General features: G+C 70.8%; 13 protein-coding genes and 2 pseudogenes. 3 read left to right on the top strand and 12 right to left on the bottom strand.

Annotated features, from left to right (window positions below; translation table 11 throughout):
* The first annotated feature begins 5 nt into the window (after positions 1 to 5).
* On the top strand, positions 6 to 1,088 hold the full coding sequence (locus tag OG870_RS46550; RefSeq protein WP_266928074.1) for a sensor histidine kinase: 1,083 nt from the start codon (positions 6 to 8) through the stop codon (positions 1,086 to 1,088).
* Between the two features lie 45 nt (positions 1,089 to 1,133).
* Here OG870_RS46550 and OG870_RS46545 read toward each other — a convergent pair whose 3' ends face one another.
* The 11 genes and pseudogenes from OG870_RS46545 to OG870_RS46495 all read right to left on the bottom strand — a co-directional run bounded on the left by OG870_RS46545 (position 1,134) and on the right by OG870_RS46495 (position 13,708).
* A complete protein-coding gene (locus OG870_RS46545; protein ID WP_266528341.1) occupies positions 1,134 to 1,304 on the bottom strand; it encodes a hypothetical protein in 171 nt (56 codons plus the stop codon).
* Positions 1,305 to 1,451: 147 nt separating this feature from the next.
* Positions 1,452 to 2,129 carry a DUF4232 domain-containing protein gene (locus OG870_RS46540; protein ID WP_327692257.1) on the bottom strand — a complete coding sequence of 226 codons (678 nt, stop codon included), beginning with the start codon at positions 2,127 to 2,129 and terminating at the stop codon, positions 1,452 to 1,454.
* Between the two features lie 294 nt (positions 2,130 to 2,423).
* Entirely contained in the window at positions 2,424 to 3,203 is a 780-nt protein-coding gene (locus OG870_RS46535) for an oxidoreductase (protein ID WP_327692256.1), read from the bottom strand.
* A gap of 209 nt (positions 3,204 to 3,412) precedes the next feature.
* Complete coding sequence (locus OG870_RS46530) at positions 3,413 to 4,258, bottom strand: prephenate dehydratase (protein WP_327692255.1); 846 nt, start codon at positions 4,256 to 4,258, stop codon at positions 3,413 to 3,415.
* 102 nt (positions 4,259 to 4,360) lie between these two features.
* A complete protein-coding gene (locus tag OG870_RS46525) occupies positions 4,361 to 5,647 on the bottom strand; it encodes a serine hydrolase domain-containing protein (protein ID WP_266588126.1) in 1,287 nt (428 codons plus the stop codon).
* Between the two features lie 281 nt (positions 5,648 to 5,928).
* Positions 5,929 to 7,443: an MFS transporter gene (locus tag OG870_RS46520; RefSeq protein ID WP_327692254.1), complete on the bottom strand. Its 1,515-nt coding sequence runs from the start codon at positions 7,441 to 7,443 to the stop codon at positions 5,929 to 5,931.
* A 38-nt stretch (positions 7,444 to 7,481) separates the two neighbouring features.
* Positions 7,482 to 7,840, bottom strand: a pseudogene (locus OG870_RS46515) (MFS transporter); the annotation flags it as partial.
* A 233-nt stretch (positions 7,841 to 8,073) separates the two neighbouring features.
* Positions 8,074 to 11,013 (bottom strand): hypothetical protein, encoded by a 2,940-nt coding sequence (locus OG870_RS46510; RefSeq protein WP_327692253.1) that lies wholly within the window; start codon positions 11,011 to 11,013, stop codon positions 8,074 to 8,076.
* A gap of 2 nt (positions 11,014 to 11,015) precedes the next feature.
* Positions 11,016 to 12,911: an HSP90 family protein gene (locus OG870_RS46505; RefSeq protein WP_327692252.1), complete on the bottom strand. Its 1,896-nt coding sequence runs from the start codon at positions 12,909 to 12,911 to the stop codon at positions 11,016 to 11,018.
* A 62-nt stretch (positions 12,912 to 12,973) separates the two neighbouring features.
* A pseudogene (locus OG870_RS46500) lies at positions 12,974 to 13,366 on the bottom strand (hypothetical protein); the annotation flags it as partial.
* A 33-nt stretch (positions 13,367 to 13,399) separates the two neighbouring features.
* Positions 13,400 to 13,708, bottom strand: a complete 309-nt coding sequence (locus tag OG870_RS46495; protein WP_327692251.1) for a hypothetical protein — start codon at positions 13,706 to 13,708, stop codon at positions 13,400 to 13,402.
* A 288-nt stretch (positions 13,709 to 13,996) separates the two neighbouring features.
* Here OG870_RS46495 and OG870_RS46490 point away from each other — a divergent pair, with 288 nt between their 5' ends.
* Together OG870_RS46490 and OG870_RS46485 are read left to right on the top strand one after the other, a co-directional pair.
* A complete protein-coding gene (locus tag OG870_RS46490) occupies positions 13,997 to 14,755 on the top strand; it encodes an STAS domain-containing protein (RefSeq protein ID WP_327692250.1) in 759 nt (252 codons plus the stop codon).
* Positions 14,752 to 15,426 carry a hypothetical protein gene (locus tag OG870_RS46485; protein ID WP_327692249.1) on the top strand — a complete coding sequence of 225 codons (675 nt, stop codon included), beginning with the start codon at positions 14,752 to 14,754 and terminating at the stop codon, positions 15,424 to 15,426. Before OG870_RS46490 ends, OG870_RS46485 begins: the two co-directional genes overlap by 4 nt.
* A gap of 301 nt (positions 15,427 to 15,727) precedes the next feature.
* Here OG870_RS46485 and OG870_RS46480 read toward each other — a convergent pair whose 3' ends face one another.
* Positions 15,728 to 16,783, bottom strand: coding sequence for an NAD(+)/NADH kinase (locus tag OG870_RS46480; RefSeq protein WP_266588114.1), 1,056 nt, complete (start codon positions 16,781 to 16,783; stop codon positions 15,728 to 15,730).
* Positions 16,784 to 16,786 lie beyond the last annotated feature (3 nt).

The following is a 16,786-nucleotide window of genomic DNA, read 5'->3' as shown; positions in this document are numbered from 1 at the left end:
AGACCGTGGACAGGGCGCCCGGGTTGAGCGTTCGCCTCAAACTCACCCTCAGCTACGCCGGGTTCCTCATGCTTGCCGGCGTTGTGCTGCTCGCGGCCGGGTGGGTGTTCCTGACTCGTGTGCCCCACGTCGGGCTCATCATGGTGCCCAGCTACCGCCTCGCCGTGCTGCGCGCCTTCGCTCCGACCGCGGCCGTCGTGCTGGCGTTCCTGCTGGTATTCGGTCTCGGGGGAGGGTGGTTTCTCGCCGGCCGGATGCTCGCACCGCTGACTCGCATCACGGACGCCACACGCATGGCCACGAACGGATCGCTTTCCCACCGAATCCGGTTGCCTGGCCACAGAGACGAGTTCCGTGAACTCGCCGACGCCTTCGACGCGATGCTCGCACGGCTCGAAGCACACGTCGCCGAACAGCAGAGGTTCGCCGCCAACGCCTCTCACGAACTGCGCACCCCGCTGGCGATCTCGAAGGCACTTCTCGAAGTGGCCCGCACCGATCCGAACCGCGATACCGGCGAACTCATCGACCGCCTCGACGCAGTCAACACCCGAGCCATCGGCCTTACGGAGGCACTGCTCCTGGTGAGCCGCGCTGAGCAGCGATCCTTCACCCGAGAACAAGTCGACCTGTCTCTCCTGGCGGAAGAAGCCACCGAAACACTGCTGCCCCTCGCGGAAAAGCACGGCGTCACCATCGAGACCTCCGGCGACATCGCGCCCACGCTCGGATCGCAAGCGCTCCTGCTGCAGTTGACCACGAACCTCGTACACAACGCGATCATCCACAACCTGCCGCGACAGGGCACCGTCTGGGTCAATACCGGCGTTCGCCCCAAGACCGTGGTGCTCACTGTCGAAAACACCGGTGAGAAACTCACACCGGAGCTGGTCTCGACACTCACCGAACCATTCCAGCGCGGCACCGAGCGCATACACACCGACCACGCAGGCGTCGGCCTCGGCCTGGCCATCGTCAAGACCATCACCCACGCACACGACGGAACACTCACCCTCACCCCACGCTCTGCCGGCGGGATCCGCATCACTGTGGAACTACCCGCGACAGCCCCGCAGACAGAAGGGTGAGGAATGAGGGGTTGATGCGCCGCCAGTGCGGCAGGCGCGTGGTCTTCAGCGTCTGCGCCAGGACCATCCACTGCCGATACCCGCCACGTGCAGAGCCAACGCGGTAAGGCCGAGAAGCATCACGTTGGTCGAGGTGAAGGTGTCGTTGGTGGAGATGTCCGCAGCATTGATCAGGAAGGCGATGAAGAACAGGACCGCCGAGAGGATCGCCAGCATGATGTCCGTCCGTTCGGTGAGTCGGGCGCATACCGTGTGCCCTCCGAATGCCCCCAACTGGACGGAACACACGGGCAGCTGAGCCGGGACGACGAGTGCGGGTCTCGTGGCGGTGCCATCGTGTTCGGTGAACGTCCAGCAGTTCTGTCAGCCGAAGGGAACGGCGTCCGCCGGGGCGGTGTGCCAGTTGGTGACGATCGGGTGCTCGACGGTGATGGTGCCGACCGGCAGGGACACCGGGTTGGGGTCGTTGTCACCGACGCCGACGATGATGCTGTCCAGCTCCTTGCCGCCGTTTCCGTTGGTGGTCTTCGGGTTCACTCCGGCGTAGGCGGTGGTGGTCCCGCTCAGCTTGATCTGCTTGGCGGCGCTCTGCTCCGCGGGACCTGCCTGGGTGCCGTCGGATCCGAACGCCACGGTCGGCAGCGCGGCGGGCAGGTAGCAGGTGATCCCCGACTTCGCCTTCGCGATGATCAGGATGTATCCGCCGGCCTGGGTCTCGGGCTTGGTGCTCCAGGAGATGTCGTTGGCGCCGCAGCTCTGCCCGACCGGCTGTCGCTCGCCGTTGCCGGTGTCGGCGCCGGAGCCGGCTCCGTCCTTGCGTCCCTTGCCTGTGGCGCCGGAACCCTTGTCTGCGCTCTGGCCGCCGCCCGCGGTCGACGTGCCGGACGGGGTGGCCGCGTTATCGGCCCCAGCGGCGGCCGAAGAACTCTGCGTGGCGCCGGTGTCCGTGGCCGTGTCCGTGCCCTGGCAGGCGGTCATCAGCATGGCGCCGCCCACGAGGGCTGCGGAGACGAGGATGGCCTTGCGGTGGTGGCCGGACATGAAATCCCCCTGATAGTTGCGTAGTTGAGGCCGAAGCGGGTTCGGCTCTCTCGTGCTTCCTTGATCACTATGAGGGGGTTGCGACTCGAAGGGATCCCGGCGCCTTCGTTCCAGCACAGCACCGTCACAGAACGATGACATGATCACGAAGGCGACACGAGATGCGGGATGCGGGGATGTGGGGGTGTGGGGGGTGACTCCGAACATGCCGCTGGGAGACGGGAATTGACGTGGCATCACTTGCCACCCACGGCACCGTGTTCAAGGACAGCTCCGGCCGCCCTCGCCGAGTGACTACCAGGTGGGGATCATGCCGCCGTCGATCACGAAGTCGCTGCCGGTGATGTTGGCCGAGCGGTCCCCGGCCAGGAACACGGCCAGCTCGGCCACCTCCCTGGGCTTGGTGAAGCGACCCGTGACCATGGCTGACTTCGCCTCGGCCACGATGTCCTCGGGAGCAGCGCCCACCGCGGCCGACACGGTGTGGGCCACTCCACCCCCGCCGAGCCACAGATCGGTCTCCACCGGCCCCGGGCTCACCGTGTTGAGGCGGATGCCCTTGGGACCGAACTCCTTGGACAGGGCCTTGGAGAACGCGACGAGGGCCGCCTTGCCCGCGCTGTAGTCGATCACCAGCGGGTCGGGCAGGGTGGCGTTGACCGAGGCGATCGTGACGACCGAGCCCCGGCCCGCCGCAAGCATCGCCGGCAGGGCCGCTCGCGTGACCCGTACGGCCGCGAGGAGGTTCAAGTCGAGCGTGCGTCGCCACTCCTCGTCGGTCACCGTGAGGAAGCCGCCGGTGCGGGGCGGCGCCGTACCGACGTTGTTGACGAGGATGTCCACCTGTCCCTGGGCGGCCTCGATCAGCCGCTCGGCCGCGGCCGACTCGCTCAGATCGACGGGCACCCAGGTCACCGAGCCCTGCTCGACCAGTTCGTCCAGGTCTTTCGACGCGGTGCGGGACCCGGCTACCACGGCTGCTCCCGCCTCGGTCAGAGCCTGCGTCACCGCCAGCCCGATGCCCTTGCTCGCACCGGTGACGACGGCGGTCCTGCCCTGTAGTTCGTTGCCCACGACATCGGCTCCTTGGACGGGGACGGTGGGGCACGACCGGGAAACGGCGCGGCCCGGCACCCACGGTGCCAGCTCGGCAGGGGCGTCGCAGCGCGAACGCGTCACCTGCTCCTGACGCAGGCCAGCCTGAGCATGCTCACTCGCAGCCGACGCAGGCGCAGTGACGTGCCTCAAGCCCGTGGCCGCGCGCCGACGGCCGCGGGCGGCGCTCAGCCGATGCGTTCCCGTACGCGGTGAGGGTGTGCCGCATACACGCCCAGAATCCGGACCTCGCTGGAGAAGAAGCGCAACTCCTGCAGGGCCAGCGCGACATGGGGCTGTTCCGGGTGGCCCTCGATCTCCACGTAGAAGCAACTGGGATTGAACCCGGCCGCCATCTGATAGCTCTCGATCTTCGTGAGGTTCACCGCGCTGCTGGCGAAACCGCCCAGGGCCTTGTAGAGCGCACTGGGAATGTTCCGCACGGCGAAGAAGAGGCTCGTCATCGTCGGCTCGTCCGTGACCGGCGCGAAGGCGGCCTCGCGGGACAGGACCACGAACCGCGTGGTGTTGTCCGGATCGTCCTCGACGCCCTCGCGCAGCACCGTCAGGCCATGGTGCCGGGCCGCGGCAGGCGGGGCCAGTGCCGCGTGCCGCACGTCGCCCAGCTCCGCCACCTCGCGGGCGGCACCCGCGGTGTCATCGGAGACCAGCGTGCGCCAGCCGCCCTCCCGCAGCACCTTCCGGCACTGTCCCAAGGCATGCACGTGGCTGCGCACGCACTCGACGTCGGCCAACGACGTCCCCGGTACGCCCATCAGGTCGAAGTGGATGGCCAGGAAGTACTCGCCGATGACGAACAGGCCCGACTCCGGCAGCAGGTGGTGCACGTCCGCCACCCGGCCGGCGGCGGAGTTGTCCACCGGGATCACCGCCAGATCGACGCTGCCGAGAGTCACCGCGTCCAGTGCCTGCTCGAAACTCGTGCACGGCATCTGCGTGCCGTCGGGAAACAGGCTCTGCGTGGCCGCCGCCGAATTGGAGCCGAACTCACCCTGATACGCGACGGTAACCACCGATCAACACCGTTTCCTGTGCAGCCGGCCTCTCCGCCGGGGGAGGGTCCACTGTAGATCGCGCACGCGAGGGCTGTGGGACCGTCCACGAACAGAGACGTCTCACAGGTGATGCAGGCCTGTCCGATCTCGATTCACCTTGCCGGCCACCGGGCCGTTCGTCTGGCGCGAGGCACGCGTGACAACCGCGCCGTCGTAGACGTTGTCCGGGGTGACGACCGCCGTGATCGCCCGGGCCAGCAGCGTGGACGGTTCCTGGCCCTCGCTGGTGGAGTCCGTGTTGATCATGATGACCAGAGTGGCCTTCCGCGAAGGAAGATGGACGGTCACGGTTTCGTAGCCGGGGATGGAGCCGTTGTGCCCGATCCACCCGTTGGTCTCGAAGATGCCGAGGCCGTAGCTGGTGCCGGGGAATCCGGTCGGCAACGTCTTGAGGCGCTGAGCTTGGGTCTGCGGGCTGAGCAGTTTCCCGGTCGCGACGATTTCCGCCCAGCGGCGCAGGTCGTGCAGGTTCGAGATCATCGCTCCGGCCGCCCAGGCCCAGCTGGGGTTCCAGTCCGTAGCGTCGGCGACCGCACCGCTCAGCGTCTGGTCGGTGTAGCCGTGGGGATGCGGCTCGGGGAACTCCGCCCCCTGCGGGAGAAACGTGTGGCTCAGCCTGGCCGGCCGGAGCACCCGCGTAGCGATGAAGTCGGCGAGCCGGTGACCACTCACCTTCTCGATCACCAGGCCGAGCAGGACGAGGTTGGTGTTGGAGTACTGGAACTGCGTGCCCGGCGCGAAGGTGTTCGCGTGTCTGAAGCCGTACGCGAGTACTTCCCGAGGGGTGAAGAAGCGCGTCGGGTTGCTCAGCAGGTCATGCGTGAAGTCCGGATCGGAGGTGTACGGGAACAGGCCGCTGCGCATCTCGGCGAGCTGACGCAGGGTGATCCGGTCACCGTCAGGGACGCCGTGCACGTAACGGGAGATCGGGTCGTCCAGTCGTACCCGATGATCGTCCACGAGCTCGAGCAGGGCGGTGACCGTGAAGGTCTTCGTCTCGCTGCCGATCCGCACGAAGGGGCTGGTGGTCATCGGCCTGCGGGTGACGGTGTCGGCGACGCCGGTCGCGCGGACATAGCTTCCCTGGCCCGGCATCCACAGGCCGACGATGACGCCGGGGATGCCTGCCCGCCGACGGACATCCTCGATCGTCTCGTCCAGTCGGGCGGTGACCTCGGGGCCGAGACCGCCCGGCGGGTAGTCGTTCCGGTCCTGCCGGTCGTACGGGTCTTGCCGGTCAACGCTCTTGGCGTGGACGGCCGTGGCGGGAGCTGCCGCCATCGGAACCAGAACAGCCGACGCGACGAGCGCTGCGGCAAGCAGACGGCGGTGAGGGGTACGTCGCATGTCGGGGCGCCTCTTCCAGTTACCGGGCTCGGGCGGCAACATCATCATTGGCAATGCGTCGCGAAGGCCCCTCTGCGATATGTATATCGGCTGAGTCCACTCCTTCGGAGCCACGCCGGTGTCTGAGGCGACGCCGGGCCGGGATCGATCCCTACGGAGAGCCGCGATCCCGGCCGGCGACGACATGTGCCGGTCACCGGCGACACCCTGGGCATTCGCCGCACCATGTTCGCCGACGCAGGTAGGCACGCGGCACACGGCTCCCGCAGCCGCTACGTGCCTCAGCCCTGACCCGCGTGCGAGTGGCCGTGCGAGACGTCCGGTGGACTCTGGTGCCGGTCGGCGCGGCGATCGTGGCGCCAGTCGTGGACCGCGAGGGTGAGCGAGCACACGACGGGGAGGATGCCGAGGCCGACGGCGGTCGCCACGGCGGTGCGGTAGTCGTGGGCGCCGGCGCCCAGCACGACGTAGAAGAGGCCGGGCAGCGCCGCCGTGCCCACCGATCCGCCGAGCCGCTGCCCGGTCTGCAGGGCGCCGCCGGCCGCGCCGGCCATGCGCACCGGTACATCGCGCAGGGTCATGGTGATGTTCGGGGAGATGACACATCCGCTGCCCAGGCCGCCTGCGAACAGCACGGGCACGGTGAGCCAGGCGGCCACGTGGGCGGGTGCCAGGAGGAGGATCAGCGCGGTGCCGCCCAGGCCCAGCGTCACGCCGACCAGGCCGCACACGGTCAGCAGGCGGCCCCATCGGTCCACGAGGCGGCCTGCCAGTGCCGCCGCGCAGGCCGATCCGATCGCGAACGGCGTCACCGCCAGTCCTGAGCGCAGGGGCGAGTAGTCGAGGCCGTTCTGGAAGTAGAGGGCGAAGACCAGCCACACTCCGCTGAAGCCGACGAAGTACAGCGTGGCGATGGCCGCGCCGACGGCATAGCCGCGTGTGGTCGTGACGAGCCGGGGGTCCAGCAGCGGTTGGCCGTTGCCGGCGGCGACGCGCCGCTCCCACCGTACGAAGCCGGCCAGCAAGGCCGCCCCCACCGGGAACAGCCACCACAGTCGTCCTACGCCGCCCGACTCGGCCAGGACCAGCGGCAGCATCAGCGCCAGGACCCCGCACCCGAGGAGGGCGACGCCGCCCAGGTCGAGTGGCTCCCGGCGGCCGGGGGCCGTCCTGGGCAGCAGCCGCATGCCAAGCAGCAGGGCGACGGCGCCGACCGGGACATTGACGTAGAAGATCCAGCGCCAGCCCTGAGGGCCGTCGGCGAGTGTCAGGATGAGGCCGCCCACGATCGGGCCCACGGCGCTGGAGATGCCCACGACGGCGCCGAACAGACCGAAGGCGCGCCCGCGTTCGGCTCCTCTGAACATCTGCTGGATGAGGGCGGAGTTCTGCGGGGCGAGGCAGCCCGCCGCGACGCCCTGGGCGAGGCGGGCGGCGATCAGGAACGCGATGCCGGGTGCCGCGCCCGCCGCCGCGCTGCACAGGACGAAGGCCGCCAGGGCCAGCAGGAAGATACGGCGCCTGCCGATCGCGTCACCGACGCGGCCGGCGGTCACCAGGACCAGGGCGAAGGTGAGGGCGTAGCCGGAGACCACCCACTGGATGGCGGGTGCCGAAGCGTGCAGGTCGCGCTGCATGGACGGGAGCGCGACCGCCACGATCGTCACGTCCAGCAGGCTCATGAACCCGGCCACCAGCGTGACCCACAGCGCCTTCCAGCGCCGTGGGTCGGGTCCGTCGGCGTCAGCCTGCGTCGGCACCGCTTCTCCTTCGCCTGTGTGTCGACCTGATTGCATCAGGGTTCCCGCCCGGCGGAGGGCACACCACGCGCGCGTCAGAACCTCGGCGTCGGTGCCCGGCTCTCCACCATGCGGGCGGCCTCCTCGGGGTGGCCACGGAGGGCGGCGAGGCGGCCAGAGGCCGTCGTGCCGTCTCCCGCATGCACGCCACGGCGATCACACCGACGACGGACGCGGCCATCACGTAGAAGGCGGGCATGAGGTCGTTCCCGGTCACGGAGATCAGCGCGGTGATGACGAAGGGGGTGGTGCCGCCGAACAGGGAGACAGCGAGGTTGTAGCCGATGGACAGGGGGCCGTAGCGCACCTGGGTCGGGAACAGTGCCGGCAGTGTCGCGGACATGGTGCCGCGCAGGCACCCCAGCGACAGCCCGAGCATCAGCATTGCGGCCGTGCTCTGCTCGCCCGCGGCTGTCGCAAACCCGGTGAAGGATCGAAGTCGGCCGTCGCGCTCGTCCGAACCCGCAGGTCCGGAGTGCCACATCACGCCCGCCTGGCTGCCCGACTCCCTGCCGTGCCCCTGCCAGCCCCGGCCGCTCCCTGGTGGACAGCCCACGGTGGACAGCCACGACGGGGTCGTGGTGCCGGGTCGACAGCCCGACCCGGCACCACGCCACTACCTGTGGATCACTGTTCGTCGCGCAGACGGGTCGCCAAGGAGGTGAGCGGTTCGGTTTCCTCGGTGTGGCCCAGGGCGGTCAGGCGGGTGACCGCCGCGTCGAGGCGGGTGAGCGCGGGGGCAGGACGTTTCAGGTAGAGCCCTTCCACGGCACCGGCGAGACGGACGCACTCGGCCCACTCGCCGGCGTGGTCGTCCTGTGGCCCCGGCTCGCCGAGCAGCGCGAGTGCCTTGTCCAGGGCGGCCAAGGCGTCCTCGTGCTGACCGGCGTAGGCGTTGACCCGACCGTGTTCGTAGGCCAGCGCGGTGTCCAGGGAACGGCCGCGGGCCTCGAAGGCGGCGGCGCGGGCCTCGTCCGCGACCCGGCCGGCGTCGGCGAGGAAGGCGAGGGCGTCGGCCAGGCCGTCGGGGCCGTGCTGGTTCGCCTTGAGGCGGGCGAGTTCGCGCAGGCAGTTGCTGAGCTGCTCGTAGCGCGGCTCGTGGACGTGGGCGGCGAGTGCCTGGTCGACGGCCTCGCGGGCGCGGTCGAACTCGCCGGACTCACCGAGGAGTACGGCCGTCTCCGCGGCGATCATGGCGTGGCTTCCCGGGTCGTCGTCCCAGCCTGCCGACTCGGCCGCGAGGGCGGCGAACTCCGCCGTGGCGGCCTTCAGGTCATCGCCCGCGTGCAGCGCGCGGGCGCGGGTCAGGCGCAGCTGGGCGGCGAGCCGGTCGTCCAACTCCCCCGACGCGACGTCCGGTTCGGTCAGAAGCGAGTCGAGCAGCGCGATGCAGTCCTCGACCCGGCCCAGGTCGAGGCTGAGCTGGGCCGCGTTGCTGTAGGTGCAGAACGCCTCCGTGCGGTTTCCGTGGCGCAGTTCCAGTTCCGCGGAGCGCGTGAGGTGCCGCAGTGCCTCGTCCGGGCGGCCCAGGTGCAGGCAGGCCTCGGCCAGATCAGCGTGCAGGCGGGCGGTGCCGACCGTTTTGGCGGGCCACTCGGCGGCCAGGCGAAGAGCCTCGGCCAGGTCCGTGTGGGCTGCCTGCGCGTCTCGCAGGCCCAGCTGGAACCGGCCTCGCAGTCCGAGCGTGCGGGGCAGGTGCCAGGCGGGGCCGTGTGCCTCAAGCCGGTCCCGGAGGGCGTCGATCTCGGTGACCGCGGCGGGCAGGTCGCCGGAGAGGGCGTGGGTGCCGGCCCGCAGCAGCAGGGCGCCGGAGATCTGCCCGACGACGTCGTACCGGGTGGCGAATTCGTGCAGCAGGTCGGCCTCGGCGAGGACCGGCGCGACGTGCTCCTCGTTCCGCGACGCCTGAAGTCGCAGGCCGAGCACGGTCGCCCGCAGTCGCAGCAGACGGACCTCCTGGTAGGGGGTGAGGCCGGATGTCTTCTCGTGGAGGCCGACGAGGGACGCGTGTGCTGCGGTGAGCGCGGCGGTCTTCGTCTCTGCTCCGTCAGCGCCCTGCCCAGGGGTCTCTGCGATGGCGACCAGGGCGCAGGCGCGGGCGAGCGCCGCGTGCCCCGGCTCCCCGGCGTCGTCGTACAGGCCCGCGGCCTGCTCGTGGAGGGCTGCCGCGACGGTGAACTGGTCCTTCTCGCCCGCCGCGCTCGCATCCTCGGTCAGCAGGTCGGCGCGCAGGCGGGCGAGCGGGCCCACGGCCGCGTCGTCGGGGTGGGTGTAGTCGGGGGCGGCGACCAGCGTGCGCAGGCGCGTCCAGCAGGCCTGTGCGTCAGGGTGTCCCTGCTCGCTCAACGCCCTTGCCCGAAGGATGAGTTCGGGCAGCGGCTCGGGTGCGGTGGTGGCCGCGGGAGCGGCGGGCGGGGCAGCCTGGACGGCCGGGGCGACGGTGCCGAGGCTGCGGGTGCGCAGGGTCAGTTCCAGCGCGTCCAGGAGCGGCGCGCGCTTGAGGCGGGCCGTGCGGCGGTCGGTGTGGGCGCTGGTGTTGTTGCGGGCGTCGAATCGGGCGGCGAGTTCGTCGGCACGGTCCCGTATCTCGGCGCGCAGGCCGGCCACCGTCCAGGTGCGGCCCGCGTATCCGGCGGCGGGCAGTCCACCGTGGCCGAGGAGTTCGACACGCTGGAGGAGGACCTCCACGCCGGTGAGGAAGCTGAGCACGTCCAGCGGCGAGTCGACCTCGTCGAACAGGTTCCGGTTTTCGGCGAGCAGCTCCAGGCCGCGTGCCTCGTTGCCGGTCAGCGCACAGAATTCCAGGTGCCGGCCGACCTCCCCGGGCATCGAGGGGTTGCGGCGGCAGCCGCGGTAACCGGCGAGGTGCAGCTCGCGGGCCCGGTCGGTGCGTCCGGTGCGCAGCAGGGGCAGCAGGGCGTACGAGACGGAGCGGGCGGGCTCCTCCTGGCAGGATTCCTTCCCGGCCAGGACGGGCTCCCAGGTGCGCAGCGCCCGTTCGTCGTCGCCGGTCGTCAGGTGGTGGAGGGCCTGCTCGCAGATCTCGCAGGCCTCGCAGTCGCTGAGCCGGGTGCGGCTGCGGGCCGCCCACAGCTCGTAGGCGCGGGTGGTGTCCTCGCCGATGTGGGCGGCGAGTTGGTAGGCCTGTCCGTAGTACGGCTGCAGGCCGAGGCCGGCCTTCTCGTACCGGTCGCGCATCTCCGTCTGCCACTGCCGCAGGCTGCTCAGCGGTACCTCGGGCAGGGCGCGCAGGGCGTTGGCCACCCACTTGAACCGCCAGAACAGCTGGTGGCGCAGGCGCTCGTCGAAGACGTCGGGCTGCTCGTCGAAGAGGGTGAGCAGGCGGGCGAAGACGACGGGTGACTTGCGGGGCTCGGAGCCGTAGGTGTACGCCTCCTGGAGTTCCAGGAGCGCGTGGACGAGCGGGACGGGCTCGGCGAACTGCTCGGCGGCGTCGACGAGTTCCTCTGCGGTGACGGTGCGGGTGCGGCCGTAGGGGCGCCGGTCGTTCTCCTGGAGTGCCCGGTACAGCTCGTCTGTGTTCCGGGGAAGGGGTGCGGTCGGCATCGTCAGCTGTCCTTGCGGAGGGCGTGGGCGAGGAGGTCGAGGAAGGAGCGGTTGATCAGGCTCGATTCGGCCGGCCTGAGCGGGCGCCGGGACAGCATCGCCGCCTGCCCGTAGAGGGCTTCGGCGCTGGTGCGGGCCAGTTCGGGTTCGTCGATGGTGACGGCGGTACGGACCAGCGGATTGAGCTGGTTGAGGATCAGCTGGGCCCTCGGGGCTTCCTGGCGCAGGTGGCCGAGGATGTCGCCCCACAGGCCGCCCTGCTGCTCGCGCGCGAGCTGGGAGCGGGTGCGCTCGTGCCGGGCCTCGCGGCTGTCCAGGAGGAGGGCCGGGGCGGAGGCGGGCTGGAAGGTGCGCAGCGCGACGTCGCAGTCGAAGACGGCGAGGGCGTCGCGGGCCTGAGCGAGGTAGGCCGCGGCGGCCAGTTCCGTCTCCCGGTCCACGGGGTCGAGATGGGCGGTGAGGGTTGCCGGGTCGAGGTCGGCGACGGAGACCTCGGGTCTGATCTCCGGCAGCCGGTGGACCAGTTGACGGTCGTAGGTGTAGCCGCCGTTGACGACGCCGAGTCCGGCGGCCGAGGCGATCGCGGCGACCTGCCGGAACTCCTCCACGCTGGCTGTCACGAGCACGGTGCGATGGCTGCGTGCGAACTCGTCCAGTGTGGCGTGCCCGTCGGTGGTCTCGAACGGCAGCCAGGGCAGCAGCATCCGCAGGATCTCGTCGTCGTGCACGGCGAGGGACTTCACGGCCAGGTGGTGGGCCTGGAGGAAGCGGCCGAGGAGGTCCGGGTCGCTTGCGGCGGTCCGGGCGATCCACGCGCGCAGCCGCTCGGCGAGGGCGTCACGGACCGCGGCGAGGGTGTCGTCCTCGTACAGCGACTCGCGGGATGCCGTCGGGCGCAGGCTCTCGGCGTCGACGACGCAGCGGACGAAGAACGCCCACTCCGGCAGGATCTCCTCGGCATGCTCGGACAGCAGCATGCCCTTGACGTGCACGCGGTGACCGTGTCGTCGTCCGGCCGGTACGGCCTCGGGCAGTACGCACGCGATGCCCTTCAGCCCCACGGCCGGGAGGTCCAGCTCGATGGTGTCCAGCGGCGTGAACCCGAAGACGTCCTCGCCGTATGCGGCCAGTGCGCGCGAACGGGTTCCCGGTGTGGGGTGGGTACGCGCCCAGGGTGCGGGCTCGGCGTTCACGGGTGCGCCCGGGCCGGCCGTGCCGTCGTGGAAGGTCACGGGGTGACGCAGCAGGGAACCGAAGTGCCGGGCCAGCTCGTGGACCCGTACCGGCCGGGTCCACTCGGCCGCTTCGGCGCGCGGCGTCAGCGTGACGGTGGTGCCGGGCCGGGGGCGTGCGGAGGCGGGCAGGGTGCGGACGGTGTAGCTGCCGTCGCCGCGTCCCCGCCACTCCACGGCGGGCGCGTCCGGGGTACGGGCGGAACGACTCAGGACGTGGATCTCGTCCGCGACCAGGAAGCAGGAGAGCAGGCCGATGCCGAACTGGCCGATGAAATCGGCGCGTTGCTCGGCGATCCTCCCCCAGCCTCGAATGGGCTCGGCCGGGGGGACCCCCATGGCGCGCTTGCTGCTGCGGCCGATCGTGGCGAGGAAGGTGTGCACGTCGGCCTCGGTGAGACCGACTCCGTCGTCCTCGACGCGCACCACCGAACCGTCGGCGTACACGCGGATGCCGAAGGCGTCGGCGGAGGCATCGGCGGGGGCGTCCGGTTCGAGGCCGTGCCGCGCGGTCAGCGCGTCCACCGCGTTCTGGAGGAGTTCGCGCAGGTAGACGCGAGGGCTGGAGTAGAGGTGGTGGGAGAGGAGATCGACGAGGCCGCGCAGATCCACCTGGAAGGTGCGGTCGGCGTCGGCCGGGCTCGAAGGGGTGTGGGGCAGAGTCATCGGGCAGTCCGGGGTGAGGTGAGGTGACGAGCAGTGGCTGGCGGGGTGAAGGGGTGGCGGATTCAGGCGTTGCGCCGGGCGCGGGCGTACGCCTTTTCCGGCTGCGCCATGTACTTCCAGGGCCACGATGTGCAGGCGCCTTGCAGCTGGTCGAAGACGCGCGGCAACGCGATCCTCTCGGCCGCCAGTGACAGGGCCATCGCAAAAATGTTGAAGTCCTCCTGCCAGCCAGGGCGGGACACGTAGGCGGGGTGGAGGATGCTGCGCTCGGCCGCGTCCAGCAACTCGTCCTGGATCTCCGGGGTTACGAGGCAGTTCTTGTCGTCCGACTCCACCCAGTCCTCGATGTGCGCCATGGCGATCACACAGCCGAGCCGATGGCCCTCGGGTGCGCCGTCGAACGCATCACGGGCGAACGCCAGGGCCTGGCCGGGCTCGCCGCTCCAACGGGGCTGCCGAAGGGGTGTGGGGAGGGAGTTTGCGAGCCGTCAGGCTGTCTCACCGTGGTGGGTTCGGTCGACGGGCGCCCTGCTGGTGTCGAGCCAGGAGCGGAGCGGGCCGACGGCGCCTGTGGCATCCAGCGTGAGGTGCAGTCGCGTCCCCGTCCCGGAGGGACCCACCGGATAACTGCGCTGCTCGTCACCGGCGAACAACAGCCGGAGCGCGTCCGCGACGCGCCGGGCCGCTTCGGCGTCGTCGGAGACGATGCGCACCTCCACCCGGCCGCGCCCGTTCGGCTCGTCCAGTGCCTCGGGACGGTGCGGAGGGTGCGCAGGGCGCGCAGTTTCGGATGTCATAGGGCGGACCCTGCCCCGGACCGGAGCGGTCCGTGTCGGCGCACGACGAGGACGAGACCGGTTCGGTCACCGGTGTGCGAGGTGCCCTCGATAACCCCACCGTACTCCTGCCGCCCTTCTGACTCCTGCCATCCTCCTGACTGCCGGGACAGTCGCCGTGATGCGGGCGGGAGTACCGTGGATGACATCGAGGGCACTCGCATACCGGCTTCCGCGCCGGGTCGTTCTCGGTGAGCGACGAAACCCGGATCACGCCCGCACCGGACGGCCGGGAGACAGGCGCATGTCATGTCCGCTTCGTTCGAGGCAACAGCATCCCTGCCGCCCCGCACACCCATCACCAGCCCGGCCGCCGGCCTCAGGCTGAGGACCGAGGGCCCCTCCCCCGGTCTCCTCGACGGCTCCTGGTGGCCACGCTCCCGCCACCTGTTGCACGAACTGCCGTCGCTGACGGACCTGTTGGACCCGCTGTGCGGTCGTGTCACCCGGGTCGCCGTCAACCCCGCACTCCGGCCGGTCGTCCCGCACACGCCGCTGCTGCTCTCCTCCCATACGGGCCGCCGGGACCTGCTGGTCATCCCGCCCGAGACCGACGCGGCGTCGGCCGCCCGCCTGATGACCGCCGTATCCGACCCGGTGGATCCCACGAACCGAGGCGTCATGACTCTTCCACCGCTGAACATCTACCGGCACGACCGGGGCACGCGTGCACTGATCACCCTGGCCGGAGACATCGGCCCGGCCACCGCTCCCCTCGTGCGCGACGCGCTGGAGCGATGCCTGCACGACGGGATCGTCACCATCGACGTCGATCTGACGGCCCTCGGGCACTGCGACGGCACCGGTACGGACGTCTTCGTCGACGCGTCACAGCACGCGACCGCGGCCCACGCGTCCCTGCGCCTGCACCACCCGTCCCCGCAGACGGCTCGGCTCCTCGCGCACACCGGTTCCGCTCCCCTGCTCCTCGGCCCTCCATCGGCTCCGGTGCCGCCCTCCCTCCTGCACGACCTCCACACGGCGGCTCCCCCGCCGAGCCCGCAATGAACAGCGGCACGGGGACATTCGACGGCGGCACTCGTGCGCCGGCCTTCAAGGACGCGATCCGCCTGCGCCGGCTCAGCCGCCAGCAGGCCCAGGACCTGCGGGAAGACCTCGCGGACCTGTACGTCGAGTCCACCCCGGGATCGGTCGTCGAGAGGTGCCGCGGCCGACGGGACTTCCTACGTCGTCTGGCCGGCGATGTCCGGCGTCCCGGGTTCGCCCTCGTTCTCGCGGAGACGACGACCGTGGTCGGCTGCGCCTTCGGCGTTCCAGTGGGCCGCAGGGACCTGTGGTGGCGCGGGGTCGACCCGGCGCCACAGCGGAGCGTGGCACGACTCACCGCCGCGGGACAGGCTTTCGCGCTCACCCAGGTTGTCGCCGATCCCCACGGACAAAACCGCGCCATCGCCCACCGGCTCCAGCAGCGCCTGCTGACCGCACGACACGCCACACTCGGGCTCACCCTGGTCCATCCGGCCGACCGGGCCGCCCGGGCCGCGTTCGAGTCGTGGGGCTGGCAGGACATCGGGGAGGTCGCCGCGTTCCCCGGGCCGGTCGTGCTGCGCGCGCTGGTAATGCCGCGCGGAGAACCGCCGCAAGCAGGGGATGCGGTCCGATCCAGCCCCAGGCGTCCCACCCGTACCGCCGCGGCGACAGGCACCGTGCCGGGCTGACGCGTTCCTCCTTCCCGTTCCGGGGATGTGCGTCCCACGGCCGGCGGAGGCCCGTACGACTGAGGCGTGCTCAGGCGAGGTGTCCCCGCCGGCCGGCGGAGCCGGCGCGCGCGCCGGCTCCGGCGCGGCCTCGGAGGGCGGCGGCGGGTGGGACACCACCGCGGTGTTCGCCGCCCGGATCATCGACGAAGCCCGGCACGTACCGGAGGCCACACTTCACGCTCAAATGGCGCACCAGCCGGGCAAGTTCGGCGCATCGGTTGTCGACAGGTCGCCCGACCCGGCCGAGTGGTCCGGCTCGTCAGGGCAGCGGCGGGGCGTCAAGAGGGCGTACGCCGTCCCGAACAGGTCGGCTGGACATGAACTGCGGCGCCGCCTCACCGTCCGCGGCTGTGGCGGGGGCGTCGGTCAGCCGCATGCGCTCCCGCAGGCGCCCGTAGAAGTTGGCGGGGTTGAGCCTGACCAGGCGCAAGGGCTCGGGCGCCGCCGTCACCCCGATCCAGTCGCCGGGGTCGAGGATGCCTCGCGGCTGCCCGTCCACGCTCATCGCGGCCCGCCCGGAGTGTGGCAGCACGCGAAGGACGATCGGCTCGTCCGCGCTCGCGACCACGGTGCGGTTGAACGTCATGTGCGGGGCGACGGGGGTGAAGATCACCGCTCGCATCCGGGGAGACAGCACCGGTCCACCGGCGGCGAAGCTGTAGGCGGTCGAACCCGTCGGGGTGGCGATGATGACGCCGTCCGCCGAGTACGAAGCCAGCAGCCTGCCGGCGATGTAGACGCCCAGACCGACCTGGCGGTCCCGGGCCAGTTTCTCCACCACGACGTCGTTGAGGGCGGTGACGTCGAGCGCGATGCCCCCGCCTTCCTCCAGCGCTGGATCCGACTGCGGTGGTGGCGGTGGAAGAGCGGGCCCGCGGCCGTAGCAGAGGAACTGCTCCAGGTCCGTGGGCATCTCCAGCAGCCTCGACGCCTGCACGGTGAGAGTCATGCGCTCCTCGCACTCGGACTGCCCTGCGTGTATGGCATCCAGTGCCCGCTCGACGTCGGTGACCGCGGTCTCCGTCAGAAATCCGACCTTGCCGAGGTCGACGCCGAGGACTTTGCTGTTCTTCTTCGCGGCGATGCGGGCGCCGCGAAGGAAGGTGCCGTCTCCGCCGAGCGTCACGATGAGGTCGGGACTGCCCGCGGCCCGCATCTCGTCACGTCCGCTGCGCCGGCTTCCCTGGCCCTGCCACACGTCGATGTCGACGCAGCCGATGCCGTACCGCGCGCACCACTCACGCACGGTCCGCGCTCCCGACACCGCCTCGGGACGACCTCCGTGCACGACGAGTCCCAACCGGCTGATCGGCATGTC

The organism is Streptomyces sp. NBC_00461 (genome assembly GCF_036013935.1).
Classification (GTDB): Bacteria; Actinomycetota; Actinomycetes; order Streptomycetales; family Streptomycetaceae; genus Streptomyces.
Note: the sequence above shows the minus strand (reverse complement) of the source record. Positions and strands in the feature narration are given on the sequence as shown.